Origin of the sequence: Streptococcus chosunensis, assembly GCF_003626515.1 — a bacterium.
In the GTDB taxonomy this organism is placed as follows: Bacteria; Bacillota; Bacilli; order Lactobacillales; family Streptococcaceae; genus Streptococcus; species Streptococcus chosunensis.
Genome location: NZ_RBCK01000002.1, coordinates 82,497 through 106,782, shown reverse-complemented (window position 1 = coordinate 106,782; position 24,286 = coordinate 82,497). Strand labels below are relative to the sequence as shown.

The following is a 24,286-nucleotide window of genomic DNA, read 5'->3' as shown; positions in this document are numbered from 1 at the left end:
TTCTCCTCCTTTCTAGAACAAGGCTGAGTTTGGATCAACTCGTCTTGCAAGTAAGTTTGATAGGATAACCAGAATCAAACCAACAACTGATTGGTAGAGACCTGCCGCTGAAGCCATCCCGATATCCGCTGTCTGAGTCAAACCATTATAAACATATACGTCCAAGACGTTGGTTACGTTATAAAGCTGACCAGCATTGTGTGGGATTTGGTAGAAGAGACCAAAGTCTGCACGGAAGATGTTTCCGACTGCAAGGATGGTCAATACAGTTACCAATGGTGTCAACTGCGGAATGGTTACATTGCGAATTCGTTGCCATTTGCTGGCCCCATCCACTGTCGCTGCTTCGTAGTAGGTTGGATCAATTCCCATGATTGTCGCATAGTACATGACACTGCTATATCCAAAGCCTTTCCAAATACCTAGGAAAAGTAGGAGATATGGCCAGATACCCAAGTCAGCGTAGAAATTGACTTCCTTCATCCCAATAGACTCTAGGAAATGATTGAATACCCCTTTATCAATGTTTAAGAAGGCATCTGTAAAGAAACTGATGATAACCCAAGACAAGAAGTAAGGGAACAACATGGAAGTTTGGAAGATCTTAACCATTCTCTTAGAACGGAGTTCACTTAGGATGATAGCAATCCCTACTGATACAATCAAACCGATAAAGATAAAGCCGAGATTGTAGAGGACAGTATTTCGAGTAATGATAAAGGCGTCTTTTGAACTAAATAAGAATCTGAAATTATCGAGTCCAACCCATTTACTATTCACGATACTATCTATGAATCCATTACTGGTCATGTGGTAGTCTTTAAAGGCAACCACGTTTCCAAATACTGGAATGTAGAAGAATAGAATCAACCAGAGTGTCCCTGGCAAAACCATCAAGAGAAAGATCCAGTTGTCTCTCAAGGTTTTTGAAAACTTATTCATAATTTCCTCCCTTTTTATTTTGATATCTATCTAAAAATTCCTTTTTAGACTTTTGATAACGATTACATTATTAGTATACTCCTATTTGAAGGTTAGGTTAAACTACTAATTATAGAAAAAACTCCACAAATTATTTTATGTGGAGTACTTGTTTAAGAAAGGGATGTTTCACGAGAAACACTCTGAGTAAGGCACGGTGTTCTTGTTTTTAAGTTGTATAAATGGTTGAAGCTGTCGCAATAGTATGCCACTGGTTGGCTGTTGTGGCTGCGAAGTCCTTGTCTGCGTAAAAGTCAGTAAATGGCAGAATTTCCACTTCTAACTCGTCGATACTGTCCAGCTGACCTGCCAGATAAGCCTCGATGCGGCTTTCTGCTCGCTTGATGCGTTGCAATAATCCGCCTATACGGATGTCAACTGTATCCAAGCCAAAGACCTTGTTTTCCTTCAACCATTGGTAGCTAAAGAGGGCATGGAAGTCTTCGATTTGGCTTCTGAGTTCTGGTAATTCTTGTCTTGCGATTTCTTGCAGACTTTCCTTATCACCTTCTTGGTAGGCCTGTCGAATGCGTCGTCCTACATCGACTTTGCTACTTAAAATCTGGTTCAACTGGGCCTGAGTTTCAAAGAGGTAGGCATAGTTGCCAGCTTTTTCTTTAATGTCAGCAAGCGTCTCAGCAGCCTGAGCGAAGTGTGGTTTGTCCTGTTCAGGTGTCATGTGTCGATCAAGGATCGGACAGAGAACATCCTGATAAAAGACATAGCGGTTGGGATTGATGCCACTGAGATTGCCTGGTAGGTCTGGCAAGAGGTTGGCAAGGTCAATCTGCATGAAATCTTCAACTGATAGGCCTGTATTGGTCTGGAAATGAGCAGACAAACGGTCTAGGTCATTGCGGTAGCTGAGTTCTGCCCAGATTTGCAAGCTTGGTAGGATAGAAAACTGGGCAGTTTCACCACCATTGTCCCCCCAGCCTGTCACGATAACTTCTTTGATGTCATTGGTACGACAGGCTTTATTGGCTTCAAGAGCGATGAGACGGCTGAAATGGTTGTTAGGTGTGAAACCAATCCACTTCCAAGCTCCCCCTGCAAAGGCAAGGTCGTGGCTAATCTTGTGGTGATTGCGGAAATTACGATTGTACTTTTCTTCGCTATCTTGGTAATAATCCCAGTAAACCAAGGTCACACGGTCTTTGAGACGGTCTAGGTAGACACGCGTTTCCTCTGGAATTTCCACGTCACGGTCGTACTGGCCATCCGCTGACATGAGTTTGAAGAACATATCGCTCCACATCTGGCAGTGGAAACCATACTTGTCAGCAATATCCAGCACGCGCTCCAAGTGTTGACACATGAGGAGACTACGATCCACAACACCGTTTAGAATCAGGTAGCGTCCCAAACCAACTAAGTGGGCTTCGTCCATCCCGATATTGACCTTACGAGTTTGCAGTTTAGACAGAGTGGCAAACATACCATCAATCAGGTCATAAACTTTTTCTTCGCCAATGAGAAGAATATCCTCCACATCACGGAGTTGCTGGACTTCTTTGACACCCCATTTAACAAAGGCTGACAAGTGGGCCAAAGTCTGGATACATGGCACAAAGGTCATATCAAACTGCTGGGCATAGGCTTCGATTTCCTGCAATTCCTCAGCTGAGTAGGCTCCACGGAAATAGCCAAAGTAAGGATGCCCTTCAATCTGGTAGGTGTCTTCCATGTAAAGCTCAAAGGTTGAGTAGCCCATGAGAGCCAAGACCTCAATCATCTGCTTGGCAGAAGCCACATTCAGCACCGCATTTCGCGAACAGTCTGCCATGTAGGCTAGATCTTCGTAAGCTGCTTGTTCTTCAATCTCTACCCTGTCACCTTCTGCTAGAGCTGTTGCCAACAAGGATAAGGCACGGTAGAGTTGGTAGGATTTGCGGTAGGTCAATTGATAGTGACTACTCTCACCCTTGATAGAGATAGAGGCTCGGTCAGACTGGGCGACAGCTACCTCTACATCTGGTAGCGAAATGTGATTTTTTAATACTTCAATAGCTTGCGCTTGTTTGGGACTAAGTCCTGTAAATCTTACCATTGATTTTCCTCCTGTAACCAGTTGACAAGGGCACCGTAGAGATTGGCATCTGCGTGATAGGTGCAGGCTTGTATGACAGGTACGACCGTGTATTCTTCGTAGGTCTCAACAAAGTCATCTACAGCCTTCTTGACACCTTGGATAAAATCTGGATTTTGACTGATAGAGCCTCCCAGACTAATGACGTCTGGATCAATGAGATACTGGATGTTGAGCAATCCTTGCGCCAAATTGCGGTTCATGCGCTCAATAGCTTCTTGGCAAAGGGCATTTCCTGCTGCGGCCTCTTGGTAAATTTTGCGACCGTCCCAGTCAGTTTGACCAGATTTTTCAATCACGTAGCGCACCATATTTCCAGTTGATGCTAGTTGCGACCAGTTGTTGAGTTTTTCAGCAGGGGCAAGGGTTGTCATGTAGCCAAATTCTCCACCCAGACCGTGGCGACCTCGATGAAGTCTACCATTGATAATCATGGCTCCACCAATCCCTGTCCCAATCACGACACAGGCAGCATTTTCAAGTTCTGGATGAGCTAGTAATTCACTGAGTCCAACACAGTTGGCATCATTTTCTAGATGGACAGGTAGCTGATGATGGGCAAGTGCTTCATACCAAGAAAAGCCATGGATGTAGGGCACGGAACTGAAGCCATCAATCACACCTGTCTCTTGATTGACCGCACCTGGAACGCTCATAGCAATCCCGCTATAATCCTGCTCTGACAAACGTTGATTTAGCCAAGCTAGTAAGTCCTCCAAGTTTTCTGGTGTTGGGATACTTGTCTTATTCAGTATTTTCCCATCAGGAGTCAGACTGGCAAACTTAATCCCAGTCCCTCCGATATCAATTGTTGCAATGGTCATTGTTTTTACCATAAAAAGGGGCGAATCAGCAGTTAGTTCTTACCTTTTCGCCCCTCCTTTCTTTTTATGTTTACTTTTTGAAATTAAATTTCTTCTTTTTTGATGAATTCTGTACGAATCTCTTGTGGTGAAATGAGGCCTCTATGAACGGGATATGGTCGTTCCAGTAGGTCCAGGAAGAGATGTTGACTTTCCGGTACACTTACATTTTCACTACACATATTGTAGTAACGAAGGACATAGCCTTCTTCATTTTCAGCTACCTTAAAGGCTGTTGGACAGATTTGCGGTATGCTGAGAACAGAATGGCTCAAGAGGCTACCAGTCGCAGCCACGCTTCCTTCCTGTCTAGCAAGCTGAAGGCTAGTAAATGGTGTCTGCAAGGCTTTAGCACGGCGGAAAGCTGAGAAGCGTTCTTGGGATTGGTGGCACTCAAGCGCAAACTCGACTTCAAACTCACGCAAGCATTGAGCTTCTGGTGTTGGGAAGTAGCCCCAGTCACCCAACTCACCTGATGCACGCAGAATCGTCACGGCAATGGTGTCGTCTCCAAGGATTTCGTATTCATTCAATCCCTTGTTAGATACAGTCACACCTTTTTCATCGTCATACAGACTGACAAATGCTTGTTGGTGTTGAGGATTTTCAGGATTTTCCCATGAAGCAGCTGGTTTGTTTGGTCGTGTCACCACCTCATAGATGCTCTCTGAGTCATTGCTTGTACGCGTGTTATGAGTCTTGACCAAGAGACGGATACGGTGGTCTTTGGCAGTGTTGGTAAAGCGAGTCTTGAAACGAATTTGTGGATTATCAACGAAGATAGTCATCTCAGTTTCAAGAAGAAGGCTTGTCAATTCTTCTGAACGTCCAGCTTCACGCTTCATAAACTCGATGATGCCTTTTTGCTCTTCTTCTAGCTTTTCATCTGCACTGACAGGCACGGTCAATTCATGTTTGAGCAAAATCTTAGCGTAACGAGCTGTGTTTTCCAAGACCTCATAGCCCTTAAGCTCTGCATAGATAGGCTCTGTTCCTTTTGGTTGGAAATAGATATACTCATTTCCGATGTCCCCACGGTCTTCGAAGCGGATAAAGTCTTCATAGGCTTCGTGAGTTGTCTTGTCATAAACTGTGATATTGTCATCCACACTCACCGTTACAAATGGTGTATCAATCACCCCGTTTTGGTAAATACCATCACGATGTTCTTGCTCTCCTTCCAGTAATTGGAAGGTTGTCCAAGAAAGTGGCGCTAGGTGAACAGGAATGGTCACGCGCACTTGACGAGCGATACGAGCTTGGCGGAACTTGTCTTTTGGTAAATCATACTCAAAATTAGCTCCAAGGTCTTCGATTTTAGCCTCTACAGGACGACCATCCAAGTCCTCTACACGGTAGCTTGGCAAGGTAAGAGCAGCCATCTTCTTGTAGCCTTCTGTTGGGTGCAATTCCTTGAAATCACAAGTCGCCACATCAATCACTGTGCTGACAGTATCGACCTTATCATGCAAGCCTGTGTTAATGACAGTAAAGAGATAGTCACTTTGAGCCTTAGCTGTAGCTATTTTGCCCTTCCACTCGTTAAGAAGATTGCTCTTCACAAAGTTTCCGACTTGGTTGACCTTGGCAAAACGAGTTTCCATCTCGCGGTGAACTTCGTCCACGCTACAGCCACAGATGCTATCATGCGGCGCATTCTGCAAAAGAGTTTTCCAAGCATAGGTCAACTGGTCCTTGTGGTTGTGGCCACCAGTGATAATAGTCAGTGGTTCTACAATTTGCTCTAGGAGGTTGCTATTTTCTTGGAAGGCTTGTTTGAGGTAAATGCGGGATGAAGAAGTGTTGGCAAGTGTGTACCAGCCATCTGTTTCCTGACTGGTCAGCTCACCTGTAACCGTTGATAACTGCTCTGGTAGAGCACTTTCCACGGCTTGAACATATTCATCAAACGAACTATGAACAAAGGTCACATCTGGGAAGAGTTCATTTGCCACACGAATGGCTTCGCTCAGATTTTTCTGGACAGGCTGGTGATCACATCCGTTCATCATCAACCATTGGTTGGTCGAAGCGTAGTCACGCACATCTGACAATTTTTGTTTCCAGAAGGTCAAGGCCTCGTCTTTATCAACTGGAATTTCATTCCCATTACTGTACCAGTTGGCAAAGAGAATCCCGAGGACACGACTTCCGTCCGCACCCTGCCAGTACATTTCTGAAAACTGGGAAGTAAACTGCTCATCTTCGAGAACTTGGTTGTCAAATCCAATCGGCTTCACACCACGCCCAAAGGCTGCCACGTGAATGCCTGATTTTTGAAGGATTTGAGGAGCTTGCCCCATATTTCCAAAGGTATCTGGGAAGTAACCAATCTGGGTTGATTTGCCCCATTTTGCACATTCTGCTTGACCAATCAAGGTATTGCGGACATTGGCTTCACTTGAAATCAAGTAGTCATCTTGCAAGATGTAAAAGGGGCCAATTTTCAATTTTCCTTCGTCAATGTACCGTTGGATTTTGTCACGATTTTCAGGACGAATCTCCAAGTAGTCATCAAGGACAATGGTTTGTCCATCCAAGTGGAAACTCTTGAACTCAGGGTCATTTTTAAAAAGATCAAAGAGATTGTCAAACAATTCCACCAACTGCATACGGTGGCTTTCAAAAGGCAAGTACCACTCACGGTCCCAGTGACTATGTGAGATAATATGTACAACAACATTTTCCATGAAGTAAAACCTCATTCTAAATTTAAATTTTTATTGTTAACGTTTTAAATGTAAAATTGTGATTCTGACAAGAATCAGTTGAGCTAAATCGTGTTCCTTAACGGATGTCCAAGTAATCCAAGACCAATTCACAGAACATCATATTAGCCCAAGAGAACCATTCACGAGAGTAGAGAGTTGGGTCGTCCACGTGGAAGCTTTCATGCATGACACCTGTCCCCCCATCACAAGCAACCAGCTGATCCAGCAAGAATTTTTTCTCTGCTTTATCTGTCGTTGTCAATCCTTGGATAGACAGAGCAATCGGCCAGATATAGCGATAGAAGGTGTGAGAACTTCCTAGACCGCTAGCGTATTCTCCTTGGTAAAAGTATGGATTTTCAGGGCTCAGAATGGTACGACGAGTTGCTTGATAGACTTCGTTGTCAATATCGCAGTAGCCCAGATAAGGTGCAGCCAACAAACTTGGTACGTTTGGATCATCCATGATGCTGGCATTTCCTAGACCATCCACTTCAAAGGCATAAATCTTTTCGCCCTTGCTGTTGCTTGTGTAGGCGTAGTTTTCAATTCCTTCTTGGATTTCAGCACAAAGACGCTTGGCATCAACAATAACACTCTCGCTATCAGCCAGGTCTAATGCTGCAAAGATTTCTTGCACATAACCCAAGACTACTACGGCAAACATATTTGACGGAATCAAGTAGCTATACTGGCAGCAGTCATCACTCGGACGAAAAGCTGACCAAGTCATACCTGTCACTGCAAAATCAGGTCCAAAGCCATCATTTACCAAGGTATCTTCCTTGCGGTCCGTATCTCGGACAAAACGATAAGGAGAGTTCTTGTGGTCTTGTTCCACCGTCCAAAGATGGAGAATTTCCTTAGTCGCTGCGACAAAAGTCTCATCAAACTGACTAGTTTCGCCAGTCTCTTTCCAGAGGAGATAAGCCAACTGCAAAGGATAGCAAAGCGAGTCCACCTCATACTTGCGTTCCCAAATCCAGCCATTAAGGTCTGTGTGGTCGGTCTCGTGGTGCCCCTTCCAGTTTTCCTCAATGTTAAAGGAATTGGCATAGGGATCCTTGAGTACCAAGGTCATCTGACGTTTGACCAAACCTGAGATGGTCTGACGCAAGAGGGCATCCCTTTTAGCCACATGCAGGTAAGGTCTGAGTTGGGCTGTCGAATCCCGAAGCCACATAGCAGGAATATCCCCAGTCAAGACAAAAGTTGAACCGTCTTCGAGAATTTCAACCGTATTGTCCAAGGTGTCTGTATAGCAACGCTCGAAAACATCCACCCACTCTGGATGGTCCTTAGCCCGCTCTGCCACTTCATCTAGCCATTCTCTAACAATTTCTTTTGAATAAATCATCGTGCAGTGTCCTCTTTCAAACAAGTTTCATTTTCAGTATATAGCTTTTGAGACAGAAAATACATACACAAATGATAGTCATTTTTCTACAAAATAGTTATCTTTGAAACTCCTTTTCTAAAGGCTATCTTTTTCTGATATAATGTAGAAAAACAGCCAAAGGAAAGACTATGAAACCACTACTTGAAACCATCGATACCCGATTTGGAACTACCAGCAAGCATGCCTTTTCTCGGGGAAACACCCTGCCATACACAGGCGTTCCTTTTGGGATGAATTACTTTGTACCCCAGACCAGTGACCAGGAGGGCTCTTGGTTTTTCGATCCGCATCTGCCTATCTTTCAGGGGATTCGATTAACCCACCAGCCCAGCCCTTGGATTGGCGACTACTCTTGGCTCCTTCTGACACCTGTCACAGGCCAGCTAGGTGGAGACAGCCTCTTCCATCGTCAGTCTTCCTATGATATGGATAAGGCCTCTTTCCAACCTCATTATCTGAAAATTTTCTCCCTGCGCTATCAGATTGAAAGCCAGCTCACACCGACTTGCTACGGTGCTTCTATTCGTTTGGAACAAAAGCAAGGCAAAGTCCTCTCCCTCTATCTTCACGCAGCAGATGAACTGACAGTAGAGCAAGTAGATAAGCGAACTCTTGCCCTGCGACAAGAAGGTAAAACTGAAACCAACAAAAATCCACTAGCTATGTTCACTGCCCTGCAAATGAATACGAATATTCTTGCTGTTAGCCAAGAAGGTGGAGACTGGCGAATTGACCTGACAGATAGTCATGCTGAAATCCAGCTAGCGACTTCTTTCATCTCTCCTTCTCAAGCACTGCTTAATCTACCTCAACAAGACTTCGATAACTGCAAAGCAAGTGCACAAAAAGATTGGGAAAATCTCCTCCATCGTTTTGACATTATAGAGACAGGAGAAGCTGACCGAACCTTCTTTGATCACTGCCTTTACAGACTCTTCCTCTTCCCTCAGACTTTTTATGAGGTTGATGAATCAGGACAAGCCATCCACAAAGATTTGGCTACTGGAACTGTCAAGCCCGGTGTCCTCTTTAGCAACAATGGCTTCTGGGATACCTTCCGCACCACCTTCCCCCTCTTTGCCCTTATCATACCAGAACACTACCACCGCTTTTTAGAAGGTTTCCTCAATAGCTACCGCGATACTGGTTTTCTTCCAAAATGGCTGGCCCCAGATGAACGTGGCATAATGCCTGGCACTCTATTGGACGGTATTATCGCAGATAGTGCCTGCAAGGACATGGCCTCTGACCTAGAAGAAGAACTCCTCCAAGCCATGCTTGAAACAGCCAGCAAGTCCGACCCTCTCGGCATCAATGGCCGTCACGGACTAGCCCAATACCAAGAACTAGGCTACCTCTCTACCGACCACCACGAAAGCGTCAGCCACACCCTAGACTATGCCTATAGTGACTTTTGTATCGCAAGCTGTGCTGAAAAACTAGGGAAAATAGAAACCGCTGAAACCTACAAGTCCGCATCACAAAATTACTGCCATCTATTTGACGCTGAGACAGGTTACATGCGAGCGCGTGATGGTCAAGGCAACTTCCGCCCTGACTTCTCTCCTTATAGTTGGGGACGTGATTATGCCGAATGCTCTGCCATCCAAGCAACTTTAGGCGTCCTCCACGACATCCCAGACTTAATCCAGCTTATGGGTGGAAAAGAAGCCTTTAGCAACTATCTTTTGAAAACCTGTCAAGATGCTCCCCTCTTTGAGACAACAGGCTATGGTTACGAGATTCACGAAATGAGCGAAATGGCTACTGCTCCTTTTGGGCAACTCGCCATTTCCAACCAGCCGAGCTTCCACATTCCTTATCTCTTCCGCTACAGCGATTACCCTGACTACACTGCTCTTCTCATCAAGACTCTCCGTCAGAAAGCTTTTCACCCAAGTTGGGAAGCCTATCCTGGCGATGAGGATAACGGTAGTCTATCGGCCTGGTACATCTGGTCGGCTCTCGGTTTTTATCCAACCTGTCCAGGCAAGCCCAGCTATGATCTCGGAATCCCTCTCTTTGACCACCTCCGAATCTATCTTGCCAAAGAAGATAAATGGCTAGATATTCATACTGAGCAAAACCACAGCCATTTTAACTTTATAAAAGAATGCCGACTGGATAAAACACTCGTATCAACTATTCAACACCAAAACCTCTTAAAAGCTGAACAACTAACCTTCACCCTCAGCTGGCTACCAAGTCATCGCTAAATAATAAAAAATCTGCAATCCCCAAGGTTATCCACAATCTGTGAATAACTATCCCAAACTGTGCTTAACTCTTGAGTTGCAGCAATTAAAACTACTTTATAATCCTCAAAAGTTACTAAATTGGTCATACAAATAAGAATTATCACTAAAATAATCAGAAGTTATCCACACTTATCCACAACCTGTTAGTAACTTTTGTGAATAGTCTTATTTAAGCTAAGGCTTATCTCTCACGAACACTAAAAAGAGCCTGACTCCAGGCTCTTTAGTCTATTATTTCTTCTCAGCGCGGAGGGCTGACAAGATTTGTGTACGGATATCATCCACACCATTTGGCGTATTTGGTAAAAAGACAGTCTGATTTCCTTTAGAGGCAAAGGTATTCAATGTATCCAAATACTGGTTGGTCAAAAGAATAGACATGATTTGCTCTTCTGTCATACCAACATTGGCTTCCTTGAGTTCTGTGATAGACTCTGCCAATCCATCCACAATCGCCTTACGTTGTTGGGCAATCCCCACACCATGGAGGCGGTCTTTTTCTGCTTCGGCTTCAGCTGCAGTGACGATTTTAATCTTATCGGCTTCCGCCAATTCTTGCGCTGCGACCCGCTTGCGTTGCGCCGCATTGATTTCATTCATGGATTGCTTGACTTCTGCATCTGGTTCAACCTTGGTTATCAAGGTTTTCACGATAATATAACCATAAGTAGTCATTTCTTCTGCTACTTGGTGTTGAACTTCAAGGGCAATCTCATCTTTTTTCTCAAACAATTCATCCAAGGTTAATTTTGGAACAGAAGAGCGAAGAGCGTCTTCGATATAAGATTTAATCTGAGATTCTGGACGCATGAGTTTATAGTAGGCATCTGTCACGCTCTGCTCGTTGACACGGTACTGAGTCGCTACATTCATCATAACGAACACATTGTCCTTGGTCTTGGTCTCAACCACAATATCGCTTTGCAATAAGCGCAACTGAATCCGCGCTGCAATCGAGTCAATCCCAAAAGGCAATCGAATATGAATACCGCTATTGGCAACCTTTTGGTATTTCCCAAAGCGTTCAATAATCGCCACCGACTGTTGACGAACTACATAAACTGTACTCAGTGTGACTATCACCAATAGGAGCACACAAACCACCACAAAAATCATCAAAAATGTTGCCATTATCGTGACCTCCATCATTATTTTCCTGTATTATAGCACATTTAAAGAAGGCTGTGCAGTTTTTACTGCGATTTTTCCTGAAATGTCAATAATTAGAGGTGAATTGTCACATTGTCGTCTAATCTCTTGCTAAAAGAACTAGCAAGGAATTAGGTGCACCATGCTAGTTCTCTCTAACTCCGTTGATTATCAACATACTATCTGAGCTTTACAAGTCGTGGACAAAGAAACGAAACAAGTAACGGTTAATCCCTTTAAAAGACTCACAAAAAACATCATTAAAGTGAACCGCACTCCAATAGTTCAAGCATTAAGTGAGGTTGATGATCTAAATTTGATGTGTATACTATTTTTGTCATCGGTTACCGATTACGTTCCTTAGGTATCTAAAAGGTCTATAATGAAGTTACCATCTAGTATCCAAAAACCGACTAGCTCTTATGAACTAGTCGGTTTCTCATCAATGCGCCAACATTTCTTGAGCGATTTCTTGGCCAGATAGATTATCTGGGTAGTAGGTTGGCCAGTTGTCCATTTCTTCAAAGAGGGCTTCTTGGCTTGTTCCTCCAAAGAAGATATGGAAATGTTCTGCCTTCACTGGGGCGATATTGTGGTCACTAAACTGAACATACTTGAACTGTCCAGCGTCTGCATCTGTGGCTTCAAAGAGGAAGCGAACGCCACGATTGCCTTTCTTGTAAGTTAAGATTTTCTTACCAACATACTTGTAGGTGAATTTCTTACTTTGTCCACCTTGAACAAATTCCATAGTCTTATCAGTGATATTAATCTTAGTCACATCTGTCTGATAGCCTTTTGTATAGTAGGCCTTATACTCAGCCTGGGTCATCTTACCAGTCAACTTAGCCTTGTAATCAAACACTTGATCAAAAGTACCATCTTCAATGAAAGGATAAACTGATTGCCAATTACCTGCATAGTCACTCAAGGTACGGTCCTTGACAGCTGCATCTTCAAAGTAACCATTTTGGACTGTCTTGGTATCCTCTGCCTTTTCAGGCTCAATTGCTGGGCCTTCTTGGTCCGTTGTTTGTTTCAGAGCCTTGAGATTTTTCTCCATAACGGAGATGTAGTTTTCGCCAGCCTTGGTATCTTCTTCTGTCAGACTTTCTAAAGGATTGAGGACATCTGTTTTGACACCTGCCTCTTTTGAGAGTGTGTTAGCAAGGGCTTGTGAAGCATTTTCTTCAAAGTAGATATAGGCAATTTTATTTTTCTTGACGTACTCTGTCAATTCTGCTAAACGAGCAGCTGATGGCTCGGCATCTGGAGAAAGGCCTGAGATAGCGACTTGTTTGAGTCCATAGTCCAAGGCAAGGTAGTTAAAGGCTGCGTGTTGAGTCACAAAGCTCTTTTGTTTGGCTAGAGACAAGCCTTCTGCATAAGCCTTATCCAAGGCTTGCAATTTTTCGATATAGGCAGCTGCATTCTTCTCAAAGGTCTCTTTTTTATCAGGATAATCTGCTGATAAGCTATCACGGATGTGCTCTACTAGTTTAATGGCACGGACTGGTGATAGCCAAACATGGGGATCGTACTCATGGTGATGGCCTTCCTCTCCATGGTCATGATCTCCCTCTTCTTCCTCACCACCTGGCAAAAGCAACATATCACCTGTCGCCTTGATGGTTTTCACCTTTTTCTTATCCAAGGTATCTAGCAATTTAGGAACCCATGTTTCCATGTTTTCATTTTCATAAACGAAGGTATCTGCGTCTTGGATTTTGGCAACTGCCTTGGCAGACGGTTCATATTCATGGGGTTCTGTACCAGCACCGATTAGGAGTTCTACATTAGCCGTATCTCCTGCGACTTGCTTGGTAAATTCATAGACAGGATAAAAGGTTGTCACAATATTTAGTTTGCCATCTGCCTGCTTTTGATTGGAACAAGCCACTAAAAACAAGGCACATAGACTGGCTAGCAATAAGCTAATTTTTTTCACGTTAGTCTCCTATTTGATAAAACGTCTTACTAAACTGATGAGTAAAAAGACAGTTACAAAAATAATGGTAATACTTGCACTTGCAGGTGTTTCTGCATAGTAGGAAATGTAAAGTCCTGCTACCATTCCCAAAAATCCAATAGCACTGGCAAGCAACATAACCGATTTAAAGTTTTTCCCCAGACGAAGGGCAATACTAGCTGGTAAGACCATGATAGTCGATACCAAAAGAGCTCCTGCAGCTGGAATCATAAGGGCAATTGCCACCCCTGTCACCATGTTAAAAAGAATAGACATGGTACGAACTGGCAAGCCATCCACAAAGGCCGTATCCTCATCAAAGGTCAGGATATACATTGGACGAAGGAAGAGGAAAGTCAAAATCAAGACAACCGCCGCAATGACAAAGAGGGAAATGACCTGTTCTTCACTAATAGTCACGATTGAACCAAAAAGATACTGGTCCAAACTCATTGAGCTAGAGCTTTTACCCTTGCTCATGACAATCAGAGAAACAGCCAGACCTGTCGACATGAGGATAGCTGTCCCTATTTCCATAAAGCTCTTGTAAACCGTACGGAGATACTCCAGAAAGACCGCCGCAATCAAGACAATAGCAATAGTAGAAATAGTTGGAGAAATCCCTAATACCAGACCAAAGGCTACACCCGAAAGCGAGACGTGGCTGAGAGTATCACTCATCAAACTCTGACGACGCAAGATAAGGAAGGTTCCCAATACCGGCGAGAAAAGACTCATGGCAATAACGGCCAGAAAGGCACGCTGCATAAAGTCATAAGATAATAAACTAAGCATGGCCCACCTCCTGATCATTCTCATGAACGTTGAAACAACGCCATGGCGAATCTTGGTTACGGACTAGATGAATATTGCGGTCCGCATAGTTCTTAACTTCTTCAGGGTCATGGGTAATCATCAAAACAGCCTTGCCATGATGATGGGCGCTGTGGTGCATGAGTTCGTAAAATTCGTTTTTACTTCCTGCATCCATCCCCGTTGTCGGCTCATCTAGGATAAACACATCAGGATCCGAAGCAAACATACGCGCAATCACTGCTCGCTGCTTTTGTCCTCCAGATAGAGAACCCAAGCGTTTGTCTCGGTGTTCCCACATGCCAACTGAGTCCAGACTGGCCTTGATATGCTCCTCATCATGAGCATTCAAACGACGGAACCATCCCTTTCGCGGATAACGACCAGATTTGACAAATTCATACACCGTACTAGGAAAACCTGCGTTAAAACTGGCAATCTGTTGAGGAAGATAGGCTATTCTCAATTTTTTACCCTGCGTATTTGTCTTTGAAATGGTCACCTTTCCAATGCGTGGCTGAAGAATTCCAAGACTGGCCTTGATGAGTGTCGTCTTAGCTGCCCCATTTTCTCCCGTCAAGGTAACAAATTCCCCACTATCAACACTATAATTGATATGTTCAAGAACGGGCTCCTTATCATAATAGAAGGATAAATCCTCTACCGTAATATATCTCATTATTTGATTTCTCCTACTAAAGCAGTCAAAAACCGCTGAATCACTTTTTGTTCATTTGGAGTAAACTGAGTCGCCACTTGTTCATAGGTTAAAAGTGTATGCTCATGGTGATGATGGTGCTCCTCAGCGATTGGACGAGCCAAATCAGTCAACTGATAAAAAATCACACGCGCATCCTTCGGATCTTTAGATGTTTCCAACATTCCTTCCTTGACCAAAGACTTAATGGCCTTTGTAACTGCCGCCTGACTGACATTGAGACGACGAGCCAACTCTGAATTTGTTAAAGATTCCTCTGACAAGAGCATGAGAATGTGCTCCTGAGTATTGGTCAGGGCCACCTCGCTAGTACAATGACCTATTAGGATTTCATGCTGATTTTCCGCCTGTAAAATCACCTCATTCAAAAAGGCATCGATATCCTTCGCTAGCTGTCTCATATCTGACTCCTTTCCTTCTAGATTTCTCCATTTTTAAGAGAAAAATACTATTCTTTGGAATTTTATTTACCAGTTAATTATATCACAAGCAAAAAAAGAGTCAAGAAAAAACGTGAAAACCAGTTTCATTCTTGAACTCTTCCATACTATTATCTATTGAAATTCCTTGATATCTCCATCATAAGTCGCCCAATCTTTGCTGAAAAAGCGCTCATTCAGATGGTAAGTCGGAGCAGGTGTGGGATTGGATAGGAAAGGATCAACAGCCTTGTCAAAAGCCAACCAACCCAACCAACCAATATGAATTGTATCTTTTACAAAATAAGGTTCAGCACCATTTTTTGAAAAATCTGCTATATTGGTAAAACCTTGGCTTTCTAACTGGTGACGAATCTTTTCAACTGCGTGTTGATACATATCTTGATTTAATCCTGTATAATCCATCCATTTTTTATTAACAGGTTGAATCACAAACAATACATTCACTTTTGAATTCGCAAATTGATTCAAGACTAATTGCAAGTCATTATATTCGGAGGATTTTAGAAAATTATAATTTTTCTGATAATCCTTCCACTTTTTTAAATCTTTCTTTACTTGCGTATCATAGAAACGATTTTCCATCCCCATATCATTATTCGTTGTATTTGCTTCAGCATCTTTTACAGCGATTTCTCTCAATTCATCGTAGGAAAATTTATCTGGTAAGTCTTTCAGATACTTCTCCACACGATCTCTATATTTTTCTCCATCATTCACTGACAATTGTCCAAATAGAAATGATTGTTTTTCGTTGAATCGTGCTAATGTATCTATGAGTGTCTTATCTATTTCTGAAAGTCGCTCACCCTCGGTTATTTTTTTGACTATATCTCCTAATACTACATTAGGATACTTTTTCATTAAACGCGAAGCGGCGTAACGACTTGACACATCTCCAGACTGATTTTCCAAAAAAGCGCCCAATTGATCCGTGTTAAAATAGCTACGAAAAACTGCAGATTCATACTCCGTTTCTGTAAACCACTGAGGAGAAATAACAAAAACAGCTTGTTTATTTTCTAGCTCTGGCAATATTTGCTGCATACCAAAGTACTGATTTAAAGAAGCTGCTCCTGCTTGTCCTAAAAAATAGGGTCTATACGAACGATTGTACTTCTCCGCTAAAACAGCTGGATGCATACTATCAAATCGAATCCACTCACTAGAACCAAAAAAAGGAATGAATCGTAGACTTGGGTCCGAAAGAGCTCTCACTTTCTGAAATCTTTCTCTAAAACTTTGTGTACTAATTGCTGCTGCATATCGTTTTTCTTTTGATAAATTATAACTTTTACTAGTAGGATAAAAGAAAATGAGCAGAAAAACCAACAAACCAGCTATCAAGACCGGTCCGAAGATCATCCATAAGCGTTTAAGCATTTTGTAGCTCCACAATACCAGCTATGATTTTATTGGCTGTATTCCAGTCGTCGCGACCAAACTCTGTTACAGGGACACGAATGTCAAAACGGTTTTCAATCTCCACAATCAATTCAACCGTTCCCATACTATCTAAAACACCTGCATCAAAAAGATCTTCATCCATCATGTCAGAAACATCTTCCATAAACAACTCATCAATAATTTCGATAACTTCTGATTTGATATCCATATTTTATTTCCTTTATTTTTTAAACCATAGATCATTCAAAAATCCAGAAAAGATCAAGAATGACAGCATGACGACATGGAAGGTGACAACCATGCCAAGCAACTGAATCCAGCGATTCTCAGGTAGAGCAGGCTTCCCTGCTTTTTTCCGCTCCTTATTGAGCGTTTTTTTCTTGCGAATCCAAGCGTCATTGATGACCAAGCCCAATCCATGAAAGAGTCCATAGGCGATATAGTACCAGGTCACACCATGCCAAAATCCCATAATCAGCATATTTACAATATAGGCCACGCTTGAGGTTACATTGCGATTCTTAAAGACCTTCTTTCTGGTCAACACCATGACCATTCGCATAAAGACAAAGTCACGGAACCAGAAAGAGAGGCTCATGTGCCAACGATTCCAAAACTCTTTTAAATCCCTTGATAAAAAGGGCTTGTTAAAGTTGATGGGACTACGGATTCCCATCAAGTTTGAAATGGCCAAGGCAAACATAGAGTAACCTGCAAAGTCAAAGAAGAGCTCCAAACCAAAGGTATACATAACTACCAAGGCATAGGGGTTAAAGAAGCCACCTGACTGCAGGGCTAGATTCTTCAGAGGAGGTAGTAAAGTTTCTCCTAAAACATGAGCTAGGATAAACTTGTACAAAAATCCCCACATGATATAGCGAACAGATTCATCCAGCATATCCATCAACTCATCCCGCTCAGGAATGGTCTGATAATTTTCATTAAAACGCTTAAAGCGATCGATTGGACCACTTGAAAAAGTCGGCATGAAGAGAAGGAAACGGAGGAATTCCCAGAGGGTAAAATCCTTAATCACTCCATCTCTCAGCTCGATGATAATCCCAACCGAACGAAAGGTCAGGTAAGAAATTCCCAAAAATCCAAGCAAAGACTGCGTTCCATTGATAGTTGGCTGCACCTTGACAAAGATAATCGGCAGTAGGGACAGAAAGCTAACTAGGTAGAAGACCCACTTGCCATCCTTGCTTTTTCGATAATGCTTGTAGAAGAGTACGAGCAATATTTCCCAGCAAAGGTAAGTACCCAAAGCAACCAACTGATTAGTCTTCCCACCTACCAACATGGTGACGATAAAGAAGAGACTAACCAGTACTTCATACCAGGCAAAGCGTTTCTTGAAAAAGAGACCAATAAAGATGGGCAAGGTTGCAGCAATCACATAGACAAAATACTGAGGATTGCCGTATGGCTCTAAATGAGGAAGCTGTTGAAAGAACTCCATCATCTCCTATTTACCTCATTAATCAATCCTTTGATATCAATTTTTCCATTTGGAGTCAGTGGCAAACTGTCTCGGTAAAGGAATTTAGACGGCATCATGTAGGACATCATGATGTCTGTCAAATCTTCCTTGATGGCCTTAGTAATATCGATATCACGCTCAAACTGCTCACGAACACCATCTTTTAAGATGACATAGGCCAATAGATTTTGCACCTTGTGGTCTTTGTTATAGCGCGGAACAGCGACAGCAGACTCAATATAGCGAGACTTGTTAAGATTTTGAGAGACATCTTCTAACTCAATGCGGTAACCGTTAAACTTAATCTGGAAGTCCATGCGTCCTCCGTAGAGAAGCAAGCCTTCATCTGTCATAGTTCCCACATCTCCTGTATGGTAGGCTGGTAGACCTTCAAACTCAAAGAAGGCTTCCCCTGTTTTTTCAGGATTGTTCATATATCCTTTTGAAACAGCTGGTCCAGAAACAATGATTTCTCCCTGTTCGCCATTTGGCAGTTTATTGCCTTCCTCATCAATGATAAAGGTTGGAGAATCAGCCTTGGTATAGCCGATTGGTAGGCGTTTGAGAGTCGCTAGCATCTCGTCTGTCACAGCAACTGCTGATAGGGCTACTGTCGCTTCTGTTGGGCCGTAGGCATTGATAATACGGGCATTTGGGAAACGTTCGCGCAGTTTTTGAGCCGTTTTAACCGTCAATTCTTCGCCATCAAAGTAGAAATGCGTGATTCCAGGCATTTTCTCGCTATTAAAGTCTTCAGACAACATGGCCATATCTGCAAAAGAAGGGGTTGATGTCCAGATAGCGATTGGCAATGAAAAGATGGTCGCAAAGAGTTGCTTAAAGTCCTGAGTAATAGCTGAAGGAAGAGCGAAGAGCGTACCACCCAGTGCCAAGGTCGGTGCCCAGTACATGACGGACAGGTCAAATGAATAAGGTGGCTGAGCCAGCATTTGCGGACGACTTGGCGTCGCAAATTCCTTATCCGTAATCATCCAGTTGGTAAAGCTGAGGAGGTTATCATGAGAAATCTGCACTCCCTTAGGTTTACCAGTCGTACCAGACGTAAAGATAATGTAGTAGTTATCATCACCCTTGACTGGATGCGTAATCTCATAACTAGTCCCTTGAGCAAAGGCTTCTTGAACCTGAGCTAGAGTCATCATTGGCGTAGAAACCTGTTCCAATGGAAAGTCTGAGATAGCAATAATCAAGCTTGGCTCTGCTACTTCTAAAATAGCCGAAACTCGCTCCAAAGCCGAATGGCTGTCAATGGGAATGTAGGCATGGCCTGACTTAGTCAGAGCAACAAAGGTTGCCAACATTTCATATTCTTGGCCACCAAAAACAACCACAGGAGACTTCTCTGGTAAATCCAGTTGGTCAATAGCTGCAGCCAAACTATCCGAATCAGCCTTCAAATCTCCATAAGTGTGTTCCTGCCCCAAAACATTATAGACAGGATAGCTAGGCTGTGTCTGAGCAAAATGCTCAATGGTTTCAATCATATCTACTATTGGTTTATTTGACACAATAGGGATTCTCCTTCAAGTTAAAATTCATTATAGATAAAGCTTCCTTGACCCTGACCAAGATAGCTAAAGAAGTAAAGCAGCCCTAGAAAGATAAGAAAATACAAGGCTGTCCTACCAAGAAAGAGGTACAATTCTTTTCTCTGTTTCATCAAGAAAAACCATTCATTTCTGTAATTTTTGCTAAATAAGATGAACTCTTACTATAGTATTTTTCTACCATTGTACCACTTTATAGGGTAATTTTTCAATTGTTTGCCGTACATTTTCACTAGATTTCAGCTTATTTTAAGGATTATGCGGTTTTTCTATGTATATTTTAAATAGAGTGAGGCTGGACAAAAACTCAATTTCAGTAGAAAATGAAGTAAATCTTCCCATAATAAAACGCACGATATCAAGTTTTTTCAACACCCGATACTATGCGCTTTTCTAATTTTTCAAGACTTTTTAACTAGTCTCTCACCTAAAATAATCTCGTCTGATATAAATTAAAATAGCTTCTATCATCAGACAAATGGCTGATATCCAAAAACTGATGCTAATACCAAAATTCTCAGTAATATAGCTCATTAGCAAAACAAATACTGAAAATGCTAATGTCGAAATCACTTCAAGAACGGAATAGACATTAACCAAATGATTTTCCTCTACTGTTTCCTGAAGAAATACACTTTCAGGAACTTCTTTTAGCTGCGATAACATCCCAACTAGAGCTGAAAATACTAAAAACATCTGTGCATTTGGAAAATATAGAATAGTCAGTGTCACTATTGCCATGGCTACAAGAGGAAAAAGAATACTTTCCCATTTAGCAGCAAGGAACTTTTCAGATAGCCTAAAAGAAATTAAGCCACTAATTATAATCCCAATAGAGTATGCTGTATTAGAATATCCCCAGTAACTTTCCGTTTTATTTAATAACTCCGTTACAAAGACAAGTATGATAGACGAAACCCAAATAGTATTTGAGAAAATTTCAAATAAATTTGCTGATACAAAAAGTCTTAATCTAGGATCTCTAGCAACTAACTTCCAACCTTTTAGCAAAATTTCAAGATTAGTTTCTGACTCTAACACCTCTACTTCAGCCTTAGGGAGAAATAACATCAAAAAGCTAGAAATGATATACAAGATTAAAATTATAAACGTGGTAGGTAAAAGACCAATTGTTGCAAATAAGAGTCCACCTAATCCCCAACCCACTAACTGAACAGCTTCACCAGTCATTGACAAAGCTGAGTTAGCCTTACCCAAATCGGTCGCATAGCGTGGCACAATAGCATAGGAAACAGGTGCTGCAAAACCATCCAATATTGAAATTGCCACAACAAATAGATAGGTTACCAAAGGCGCTACGGATTGCATTACAGTAAACATTCCTACCAGTATCGCCAATAATATAGTCTTTCCAAATTGGGATAAAGATAAAACCCTATTTAGCGCTATCCTTTTAGTAACTAAAGGAACTAAAAGACTCGCAACAAAAGAGGATATCCCTATTAAAATGGGAACTAGTGATGTGGCAATTACTGATTTTGAAATAATGTATATGTTAGCAATGATTGTTACTCTAAAGAAAATATCTGCTAAATTTGCAAACAATTGAGAGACTAACAACTTAATAAATGAATTAGACATGTAACGCTCCCATCTTAGTTACCAACTTTAGAATTAAAATTTGATTTTTAATATTTTAGCATAAAATAGCAGAAAACAAAAATGATGGTTTTCACATGAAAAAGCAAAAGCTAGTGCCTTTATTCTTCCTATTTTTTGAAGGAATTATTATCGTTGGAGGCTAGCTCTAAGAAGTTATACTCAATGAAAAAAGCCTGAGATACTCATCTCAAGCTCTATTTTCTAAATTAGAAAAGTGAGAATACAAGCACGGCCAAGGCTGCACCGATAACAGGTCCCACAACTGGAATCCAAGCGTAAGACCAGTCTCCGTCTCCCTTGTTTGAAATTGGCAAAATGCTATGCATGATACGAGGTCCAAGGTCACGCGCAGGGTTCAAGGCACAACCTGTTGTCCCACCTAGTGATAGACCAATACCGACAATCAAAGTCCCCACTGCAAAGGTGCCGATACCTGCCTGAAAATCATAAAGCCCCAAAGCAAAGATTGTCAATACCAAAACAAAGGTGCCAAGGATTTCACTGATTAAGTTAGAAACTGTATCCTTGATGGCCGGTCCAGTACTGAAGGTTGCCAGGATATTGCCTGCATTTTCTTCTGCCTCATAATGCGGTTTGAATTGCAACCAAACCAAAATCTGACCCAGCATAGCCCCTGCGAACTGAGCTAGGATGTATGGGAAAACGGAAGCCCAAGAGAGCGTTCCTTTTAAGGCCATCGCAAACGTTACAGCTGGATTTAGGTGGGCTGGGCTGAGCGTGCCAGATACAAAAGCCACAACGGCTACAGCAATTCCCCAACCCATAGTAATCACAATCCAACCTGCATTGTTGCTCTTGGTTTTAGGAAGAACCACACCTGCAACAACACCATTTCCTAGAAGAATCAGGATTAAAGTCCCCAAAAATTCTCCAAATAATTCATTCATCATTTTTCTGTCTCCATAAAAAAGGAGGAGAGGGTAGACAAGGAGTCCTGCCTCCACCTCTTTTATTTTTTCTTAATTTTTTAATTCTGCTAAATCGTTGTTAGCAAGAGCTGCTTCGACATCCGCACGGTAAGCTGCTTTTTCTTCTTCTGTCCAGTCATAGAATCGTCCCATTTCATCTAAAACTGGCTCAACGATGCTATCCAAACTATCACGCATAAAGAGCATGTGGTTGGTACGACGAAGGAGGAAGTCAACTGGGCTAAGAGCCAACTCATTGCGCATTGCATAGTGAAGTGATAAAGTATCTGCCAAGCTGAGTCCTGGTGCTTGTTCCAAGCTGTGAGCAAGGGCAAAGACCTTCGGTGCATTTGAACCATAGAGATTTGCGAGATAGTGAGCTTCCTTGCTATCCAATCCACGTGACACTCCAAGTTGCGCAAAGGCTTCGATTTCTGAATCAACATTTGCTGGGTTCAATTCCCCACCTGAAACAGGGTAAGTCTTAGAGTTGATAAGTTTAAAGCTACGGTCAAATTCTGCTTTGAGGATGTCAACCACGCGCTCCATAGCTCCTTCAGCCATCTTACGGTAGTCTGTGATTTTACCACCAGCAAGAGTCAAGAGACCATTGTCATCACGGTCCAAGCTAGATCCACGAGAAACTGCAGATGGATCCAAATGTTTCTCAGATGTGCTGCTCTCAAGTTTGCTGACAGCAGACTCAACATCTTCACGCGTTTTTTCTTTAGAAAGATAAGATTCAACAGTCGCAATCAAGTTGTTAAAGCTTTCGTCGCTAATGGTTCCGTTATTTCCTCCATTGTAGTCAGAAGCGCTATTGCCTGCAATCAATGGACGAAGACCTGCCCAGCTGCTTTCAATATCAGCAACGGTAATGTTTGCTTCTGGGAAGCGGTTGTTGACAATGCCAAGTAAATAATCTACATCTTCCTGCGTCACTTTCGGATGTTCCAAATCACCTGTGTAGTCTGTATCGGTTGTACCAAAGTAAGTCTTGTTTTCACGTGGGAGAACAAAGACCATACGGGCATCTCCCAAACCTGTGTCAAAGTAAACTGGCTGTGAAACCTTGATCTTGCTTGAGTCCACCACCAAGTGAACTCCCTTGGTTGGACGCATTTGTGAGAATTGCGTTCCCTTATTAGACAAATTGCGTACCTTGTCGCTCCAAGGACCTGTTGTATTGATAACCAGACGAGCCTTGATTTCAAAGACTTGGTCTGTCAAGAGATCACGAGCTACGACACCTGTAATCTTGCCACTTTCGTCAAAGAGGAAGCCTTCTGCCTTCACGTGGTTAGCAATGAGGGCACCGTCTTGGTTGGCACGTTTAATGTTTTCAATCACGAGACGCGCATCGTTGTTACGGAAGTCAAGGTAAACCCCACCTCCTACCAAGCCTTCTTTCTTCAAGTTTGGCTGGCGTTCCAAGACTTCTTCCTTACTCAAAACCTTGTTAGCAGCTGGTGTGTTGTTAACTCCTGCCAAAAGGTCATACAAGTCCATGGCTACTTTCAGACGGAAGAGGCTAAAGGTAGCTCCATCTTCATCGTAAACTGGCAAGAGCATTGGATCCGGTTTTGGAATGTGTGGAGCAATTTGTTGAACCACTGCACGTTCAGAAACTGTATCTGAGACCACTTCTACGTCGAATTGTTTGAGGTAACGAAGACCTCCGTGAACTAATTTTGTTGAACGACTAGATGTTCCTTCTGCAAAGTCCTGCATTTCAATCAAACCAGTCTCAAGACCACTAGCTGCCGCCTGCAAGGCTACACCGGCCCCTGTGATTCCTCCACCGATAATCAAGAGGTCCAGGGTACGTTCCTGCATTTTTTTAATTGATAATTCACGTGTTTTCTTTGAAAATTCCATATTTACAC

The 24,286-nt window shown here is 42.5% G+C and carries 19 protein-coding genes; 1 reads left to right on the top strand and 18 read right to left on the bottom strand.

Annotation, left to right across the window (positions count from 1 at the left end; genetic code table 11):
* Window positions 1-12 precede the first annotated feature (12 nt).
* From D7D54_RS06325 to D7D54_RS06305, 5 genes are all read right to left on the bottom strand, one after another.
* Window positions 13-942 carry an ABC transporter permease gene (locus D7D54_RS06325; protein WP_120719074.1) on the bottom strand — a complete coding sequence of 310 codons (930 nt, stop codon included), beginning with the start codon at window positions 940-942 and terminating at the stop codon, window positions 13-15.
* Between the two features lie 208 nt (window positions 943-1,150).
* A complete protein-coding gene (locus D7D54_RS06320) occupies window positions 1,151-3,031 on the bottom strand; it encodes a beta-N-acetylhexosaminidase (protein ID WP_120719073.1) in 1,881 nt (626 codons plus the stop codon).
* Window positions 3,025-3,894 carry an ROK family protein gene (locus D7D54_RS06315; protein ID WP_162496603.1) on the bottom strand — a complete coding sequence of 290 codons (870 nt, stop codon included), beginning with the start codon at window positions 3,892-3,894 and terminating at the stop codon, window positions 3,025-3,027. Before D7D54_RS06315 ends, D7D54_RS06320 begins: the two co-directional genes overlap by 7 nt.
* A gap of 83 nt (window positions 3,895-3,977) precedes the next feature.
* Window positions 3,978-6,623, bottom strand: a complete 2,646-nt coding sequence (locus tag D7D54_RS06310) for an alpha-mannosidase (protein ID WP_120719071.1) — start codon at window positions 6,621-6,623, stop codon at window positions 3,978-3,980.
* A gap of 97 nt (window positions 6,624-6,720) precedes the next feature.
* A complete protein-coding gene (locus D7D54_RS06305; protein ID WP_120719070.1) occupies window positions 6,721-8,001 on the bottom strand; it encodes a glycoside hydrolase family 125 protein in 1,281 nt (426 codons plus the stop codon).
* A gap of 170 nt (window positions 8,002-8,171) precedes the next feature.
* On the opposite strand from D7D54_RS06305, the gene D7D54_RS06300 reads away from it, so the two are divergent.
* A complete protein-coding gene (locus D7D54_RS06300) occupies window positions 8,172-10,259 on the top strand; it encodes a GH92 family glycosyl hydrolase (RefSeq protein ID WP_120719069.1) in 2,088 nt (695 codons plus the stop codon).
* A 273-nt stretch (window positions 10,260-10,532) separates the two neighbouring features.
* Here the strand turns inward: D7D54_RS06300 and D7D54_RS06295 are convergent, their stop codons facing one another.
* From D7D54_RS06295 to glpO, 13 genes are all read right to left on the bottom strand, one after another.
* Window positions 10,533-11,417 (bottom strand): SPFH domain-containing protein, encoded by an 885-nt coding sequence (locus tag D7D54_RS06295; RefSeq protein ID WP_031237719.1) that lies wholly within the window; start codon window positions 11,415-11,417, stop codon window positions 10,533-10,535.
* 475 nt (window positions 11,418-11,892) lie between these two features.
* Window positions 11,893-13,398, bottom strand: coding sequence for a zinc ABC transporter substrate-binding lipoprotein AdcA (gene adcA, locus D7D54_RS06290; protein WP_120719068.1), 1,506 nt, complete (start codon window positions 13,396-13,398; stop codon window positions 11,893-11,895).
* Window positions 13,399-13,407: 9 nt separating this feature from the next.
* Window positions 13,408-14,214 carry a metal ABC transporter permease gene (locus D7D54_RS06285; RefSeq protein ID WP_000950030.1) on the bottom strand — a complete coding sequence of 269 codons (807 nt, stop codon included), beginning with the start codon at window positions 14,212-14,214 and terminating at the stop codon, window positions 13,408-13,410.
* The gene (locus D7D54_RS06280; RefSeq protein ID WP_020902146.1) at window positions 14,207-14,911 is read right to left on the bottom strand and encodes a metal ABC transporter ATP-binding protein; all 705 of its coding nucleotides are present in this window, start codon (window positions 14,909-14,911) and stop codon (window positions 14,207-14,209) included. The genes D7D54_RS06285 and D7D54_RS06280 overlap by 8 nt, the downstream gene beginning before the upstream one ends.
* On the bottom strand, window positions 14,911-15,351 hold the full coding sequence (gene adcR, locus D7D54_RS06275; RefSeq protein ID WP_001249308.1) for a zinc-dependent transcriptional regulator AdcR: 441 nt from the start codon (window positions 15,349-15,351) through the stop codon (window positions 14,911-14,913). The genes D7D54_RS06280 and adcR overlap by 1 nt, the downstream gene beginning before the upstream one ends.
* Window positions 15,352-15,504: 153 nt before the next feature.
* Window positions 15,505-16,773, bottom strand: coding sequence for a D-alanyl-lipoteichoic acid biosynthesis protein DltD (gene dltD / locus D7D54_RS06270; protein ID WP_120719067.1), 1,269 nt, complete (start codon window positions 16,771-16,773; stop codon window positions 15,505-15,507).
* Complete coding sequence (gene dltC / locus D7D54_RS06265; RefSeq protein ID WP_000351967.1) at window positions 16,766-17,005, bottom strand: D-alanine--poly(phosphoribitol) ligase subunit DltC; 240 nt, start codon at window positions 17,003-17,005, stop codon at window positions 16,766-16,768. Before dltC ends, dltD begins: the two co-directional genes overlap by 8 nt.
* A 12-nt stretch (window positions 17,006-17,017) precedes the next feature.
* On the bottom strand, window positions 17,018-18,262 hold the full coding sequence (dltB, locus tag D7D54_RS06260; protein WP_120719066.1) for a D-alanyl-lipoteichoic acid biosynthesis protein DltB: 1,245 nt from the start codon (window positions 18,260-18,262) through the stop codon (window positions 17,018-17,020).
* Entirely contained in the window at window positions 18,259-19,809 is a 1,551-nt protein-coding gene (gene dltA / locus D7D54_RS06255; protein ID WP_120719065.1) for a D-alanine--poly(phosphoribitol) ligase subunit DltA, read from the bottom strand. Before dltA ends, dltB begins: the two co-directional genes overlap by 4 nt.
* Window positions 19,810-19,829: 20 nt before the next feature.
* The gene (locus D7D54_RS06250; protein ID WP_000813667.1) at window positions 19,830-19,961 is read right to left on the bottom strand and encodes a teichoic acid D-Ala incorporation-associated protein DltX; all 132 of its coding nucleotides are present in this window, start codon (window positions 19,959-19,961) and stop codon (window positions 19,830-19,832) included.
* A 310-nt stretch (window positions 19,962-20,271) separates the two neighbouring features.
* Window positions 20,272-21,450, bottom strand: a complete 1,179-nt coding sequence (locus tag D7D54_RS06240) for a ryptide export MFS transporter (RefSeq protein ID WP_120719064.1) — start codon at window positions 21,448-21,450, stop codon at window positions 20,272-20,274.
* A gap of 227 nt (window positions 21,451-21,677) precedes the next feature.
* Window positions 21,678-22,382 carry an MIP/aquaporin family protein gene (locus D7D54_RS06235; protein WP_120719063.1) on the bottom strand — a complete coding sequence of 235 codons (705 nt, stop codon included), beginning with the start codon at window positions 22,380-22,382 and terminating at the stop codon, window positions 21,678-21,680.
* Between the two features lie 69 nt (window positions 22,383-22,451).
* The gene (gene glpO, locus D7D54_RS06230) at window positions 22,452-24,278 is read right to left on the bottom strand and encodes a type 1 glycerol-3-phosphate oxidase (RefSeq protein ID WP_120719062.1); all 1,827 of its coding nucleotides are present in this window, start codon (window positions 24,276-24,278) and stop codon (window positions 22,452-22,454) included.
* Window positions 24,279-24,286: the final 8 nt, after the last annotated feature.

Excerpts from the sequence above, each read along its gene's own strand:
- dltD (WP_120719067.1), bottom strand. The coding sequence starts at position 16,773 with ATGCTTAAACGCTTATGGATGATCTTCGGACCGGTCTTGATAGCTGGT.
- D7D54_RS06305 (WP_120719070.1), bottom strand. The coding sequence starts at position 8,001 with ATGATTTATTCAAAAGAAATTGTTAGAGAATGGCTAGATGAAGTGGCA.
- D7D54_RS06300 (WP_120719069.1), top strand. The coding sequence starts at position 8,172 with ATGAAACCACTACTTGAAACCATCGATACCCGATTTGGAACTACCAGC.
- D7D54_RS06295 (WP_031237719.1), bottom strand. The coding sequence starts at position 11,417 with ATGATTTTTGTGGTGGTTTGTGTGCTCCTATTGGTGATAGTCACACTG.
- D7D54_RS06310 (WP_120719071.1), bottom strand. The coding sequence starts at position 6,623 with ATGGAAAATGTTGTTGTACATATTATCTCACATAGTCACTGGGACCGT.
- dltC (WP_000351967.1), bottom strand. The coding sequence starts at position 17,005 with ATGGATATCAAATCAGAAGTTATCGAAATTATTGATGAGTTGTTTATG.
- D7D54_RS06250 (WP_000813667.1), bottom strand. The coding sequence starts at position 19,961 with ATGAAACAGAGAAAAGAATTGTACCTCTTTCTTGGTAGGACAGCCTTG.
- glpO (WP_120719062.1), bottom strand. The coding sequence starts at position 24,278 with ATGGAATTTTCAAAGAAAACACGTGAATTATCAATTAAAAAAATGCAG.
- dltB (WP_120719066.1), bottom strand. The coding sequence starts at position 18,262 with ATGATGGAGTTCTTTCAACAGCTTCCTCATTTAGAGCCATACGGCAAT.
- D7D54_RS06285 (WP_000950030.1), bottom strand. The coding sequence starts at position 14,214 with ATGCTTAGTTTATTATCTTATGACTTTATGCAGCGTGCCTTTCTGGCC.
- D7D54_RS06280 (WP_020902146.1), bottom strand. The coding sequence starts at position 14,911 with ATGAGATATATTACGGTAGAGGATTTATCCTTCTATTATGATAAGGAG.
- adcR (WP_001249308.1), bottom strand. The coding sequence starts at position 15,351 with ATGAGACAGCTAGCGAAGGATATCGATGCCTTTTTGAATGAGGTGATT.
- D7D54_RS06235 (WP_120719063.1), bottom strand. The coding sequence starts at position 22,382 with ATGATGAATGAATTATTTGGAGAATTTTTGGGGACTTTAATCCTGATT.
- D7D54_RS06315 (WP_162496603.1), bottom strand. The coding sequence starts at position 3,894 with ATGACCATTGCAACAATTGATATCGGAGGGACTGGGATTAAGTTTGCC.
- D7D54_RS06325 (WP_120719074.1), bottom strand. The coding sequence starts at position 942 with ATGAATAAGTTTTCAAAAACCTTGAGAGACAACTGGATCTTTCTCTTG.
- D7D54_RS06320 (WP_120719073.1), bottom strand. The coding sequence starts at position 3,031 with ATGGTAAGATTTACAGGACTTAGTCCCAAACAAGCGCAAGCTATTGAA.
- D7D54_RS06240 (WP_120719064.1), bottom strand. The coding sequence starts at position 21,450 with ATGTCTAATTCATTTATTAAGTTGTTAGTCTCTCAATTGTTTGCAAAT.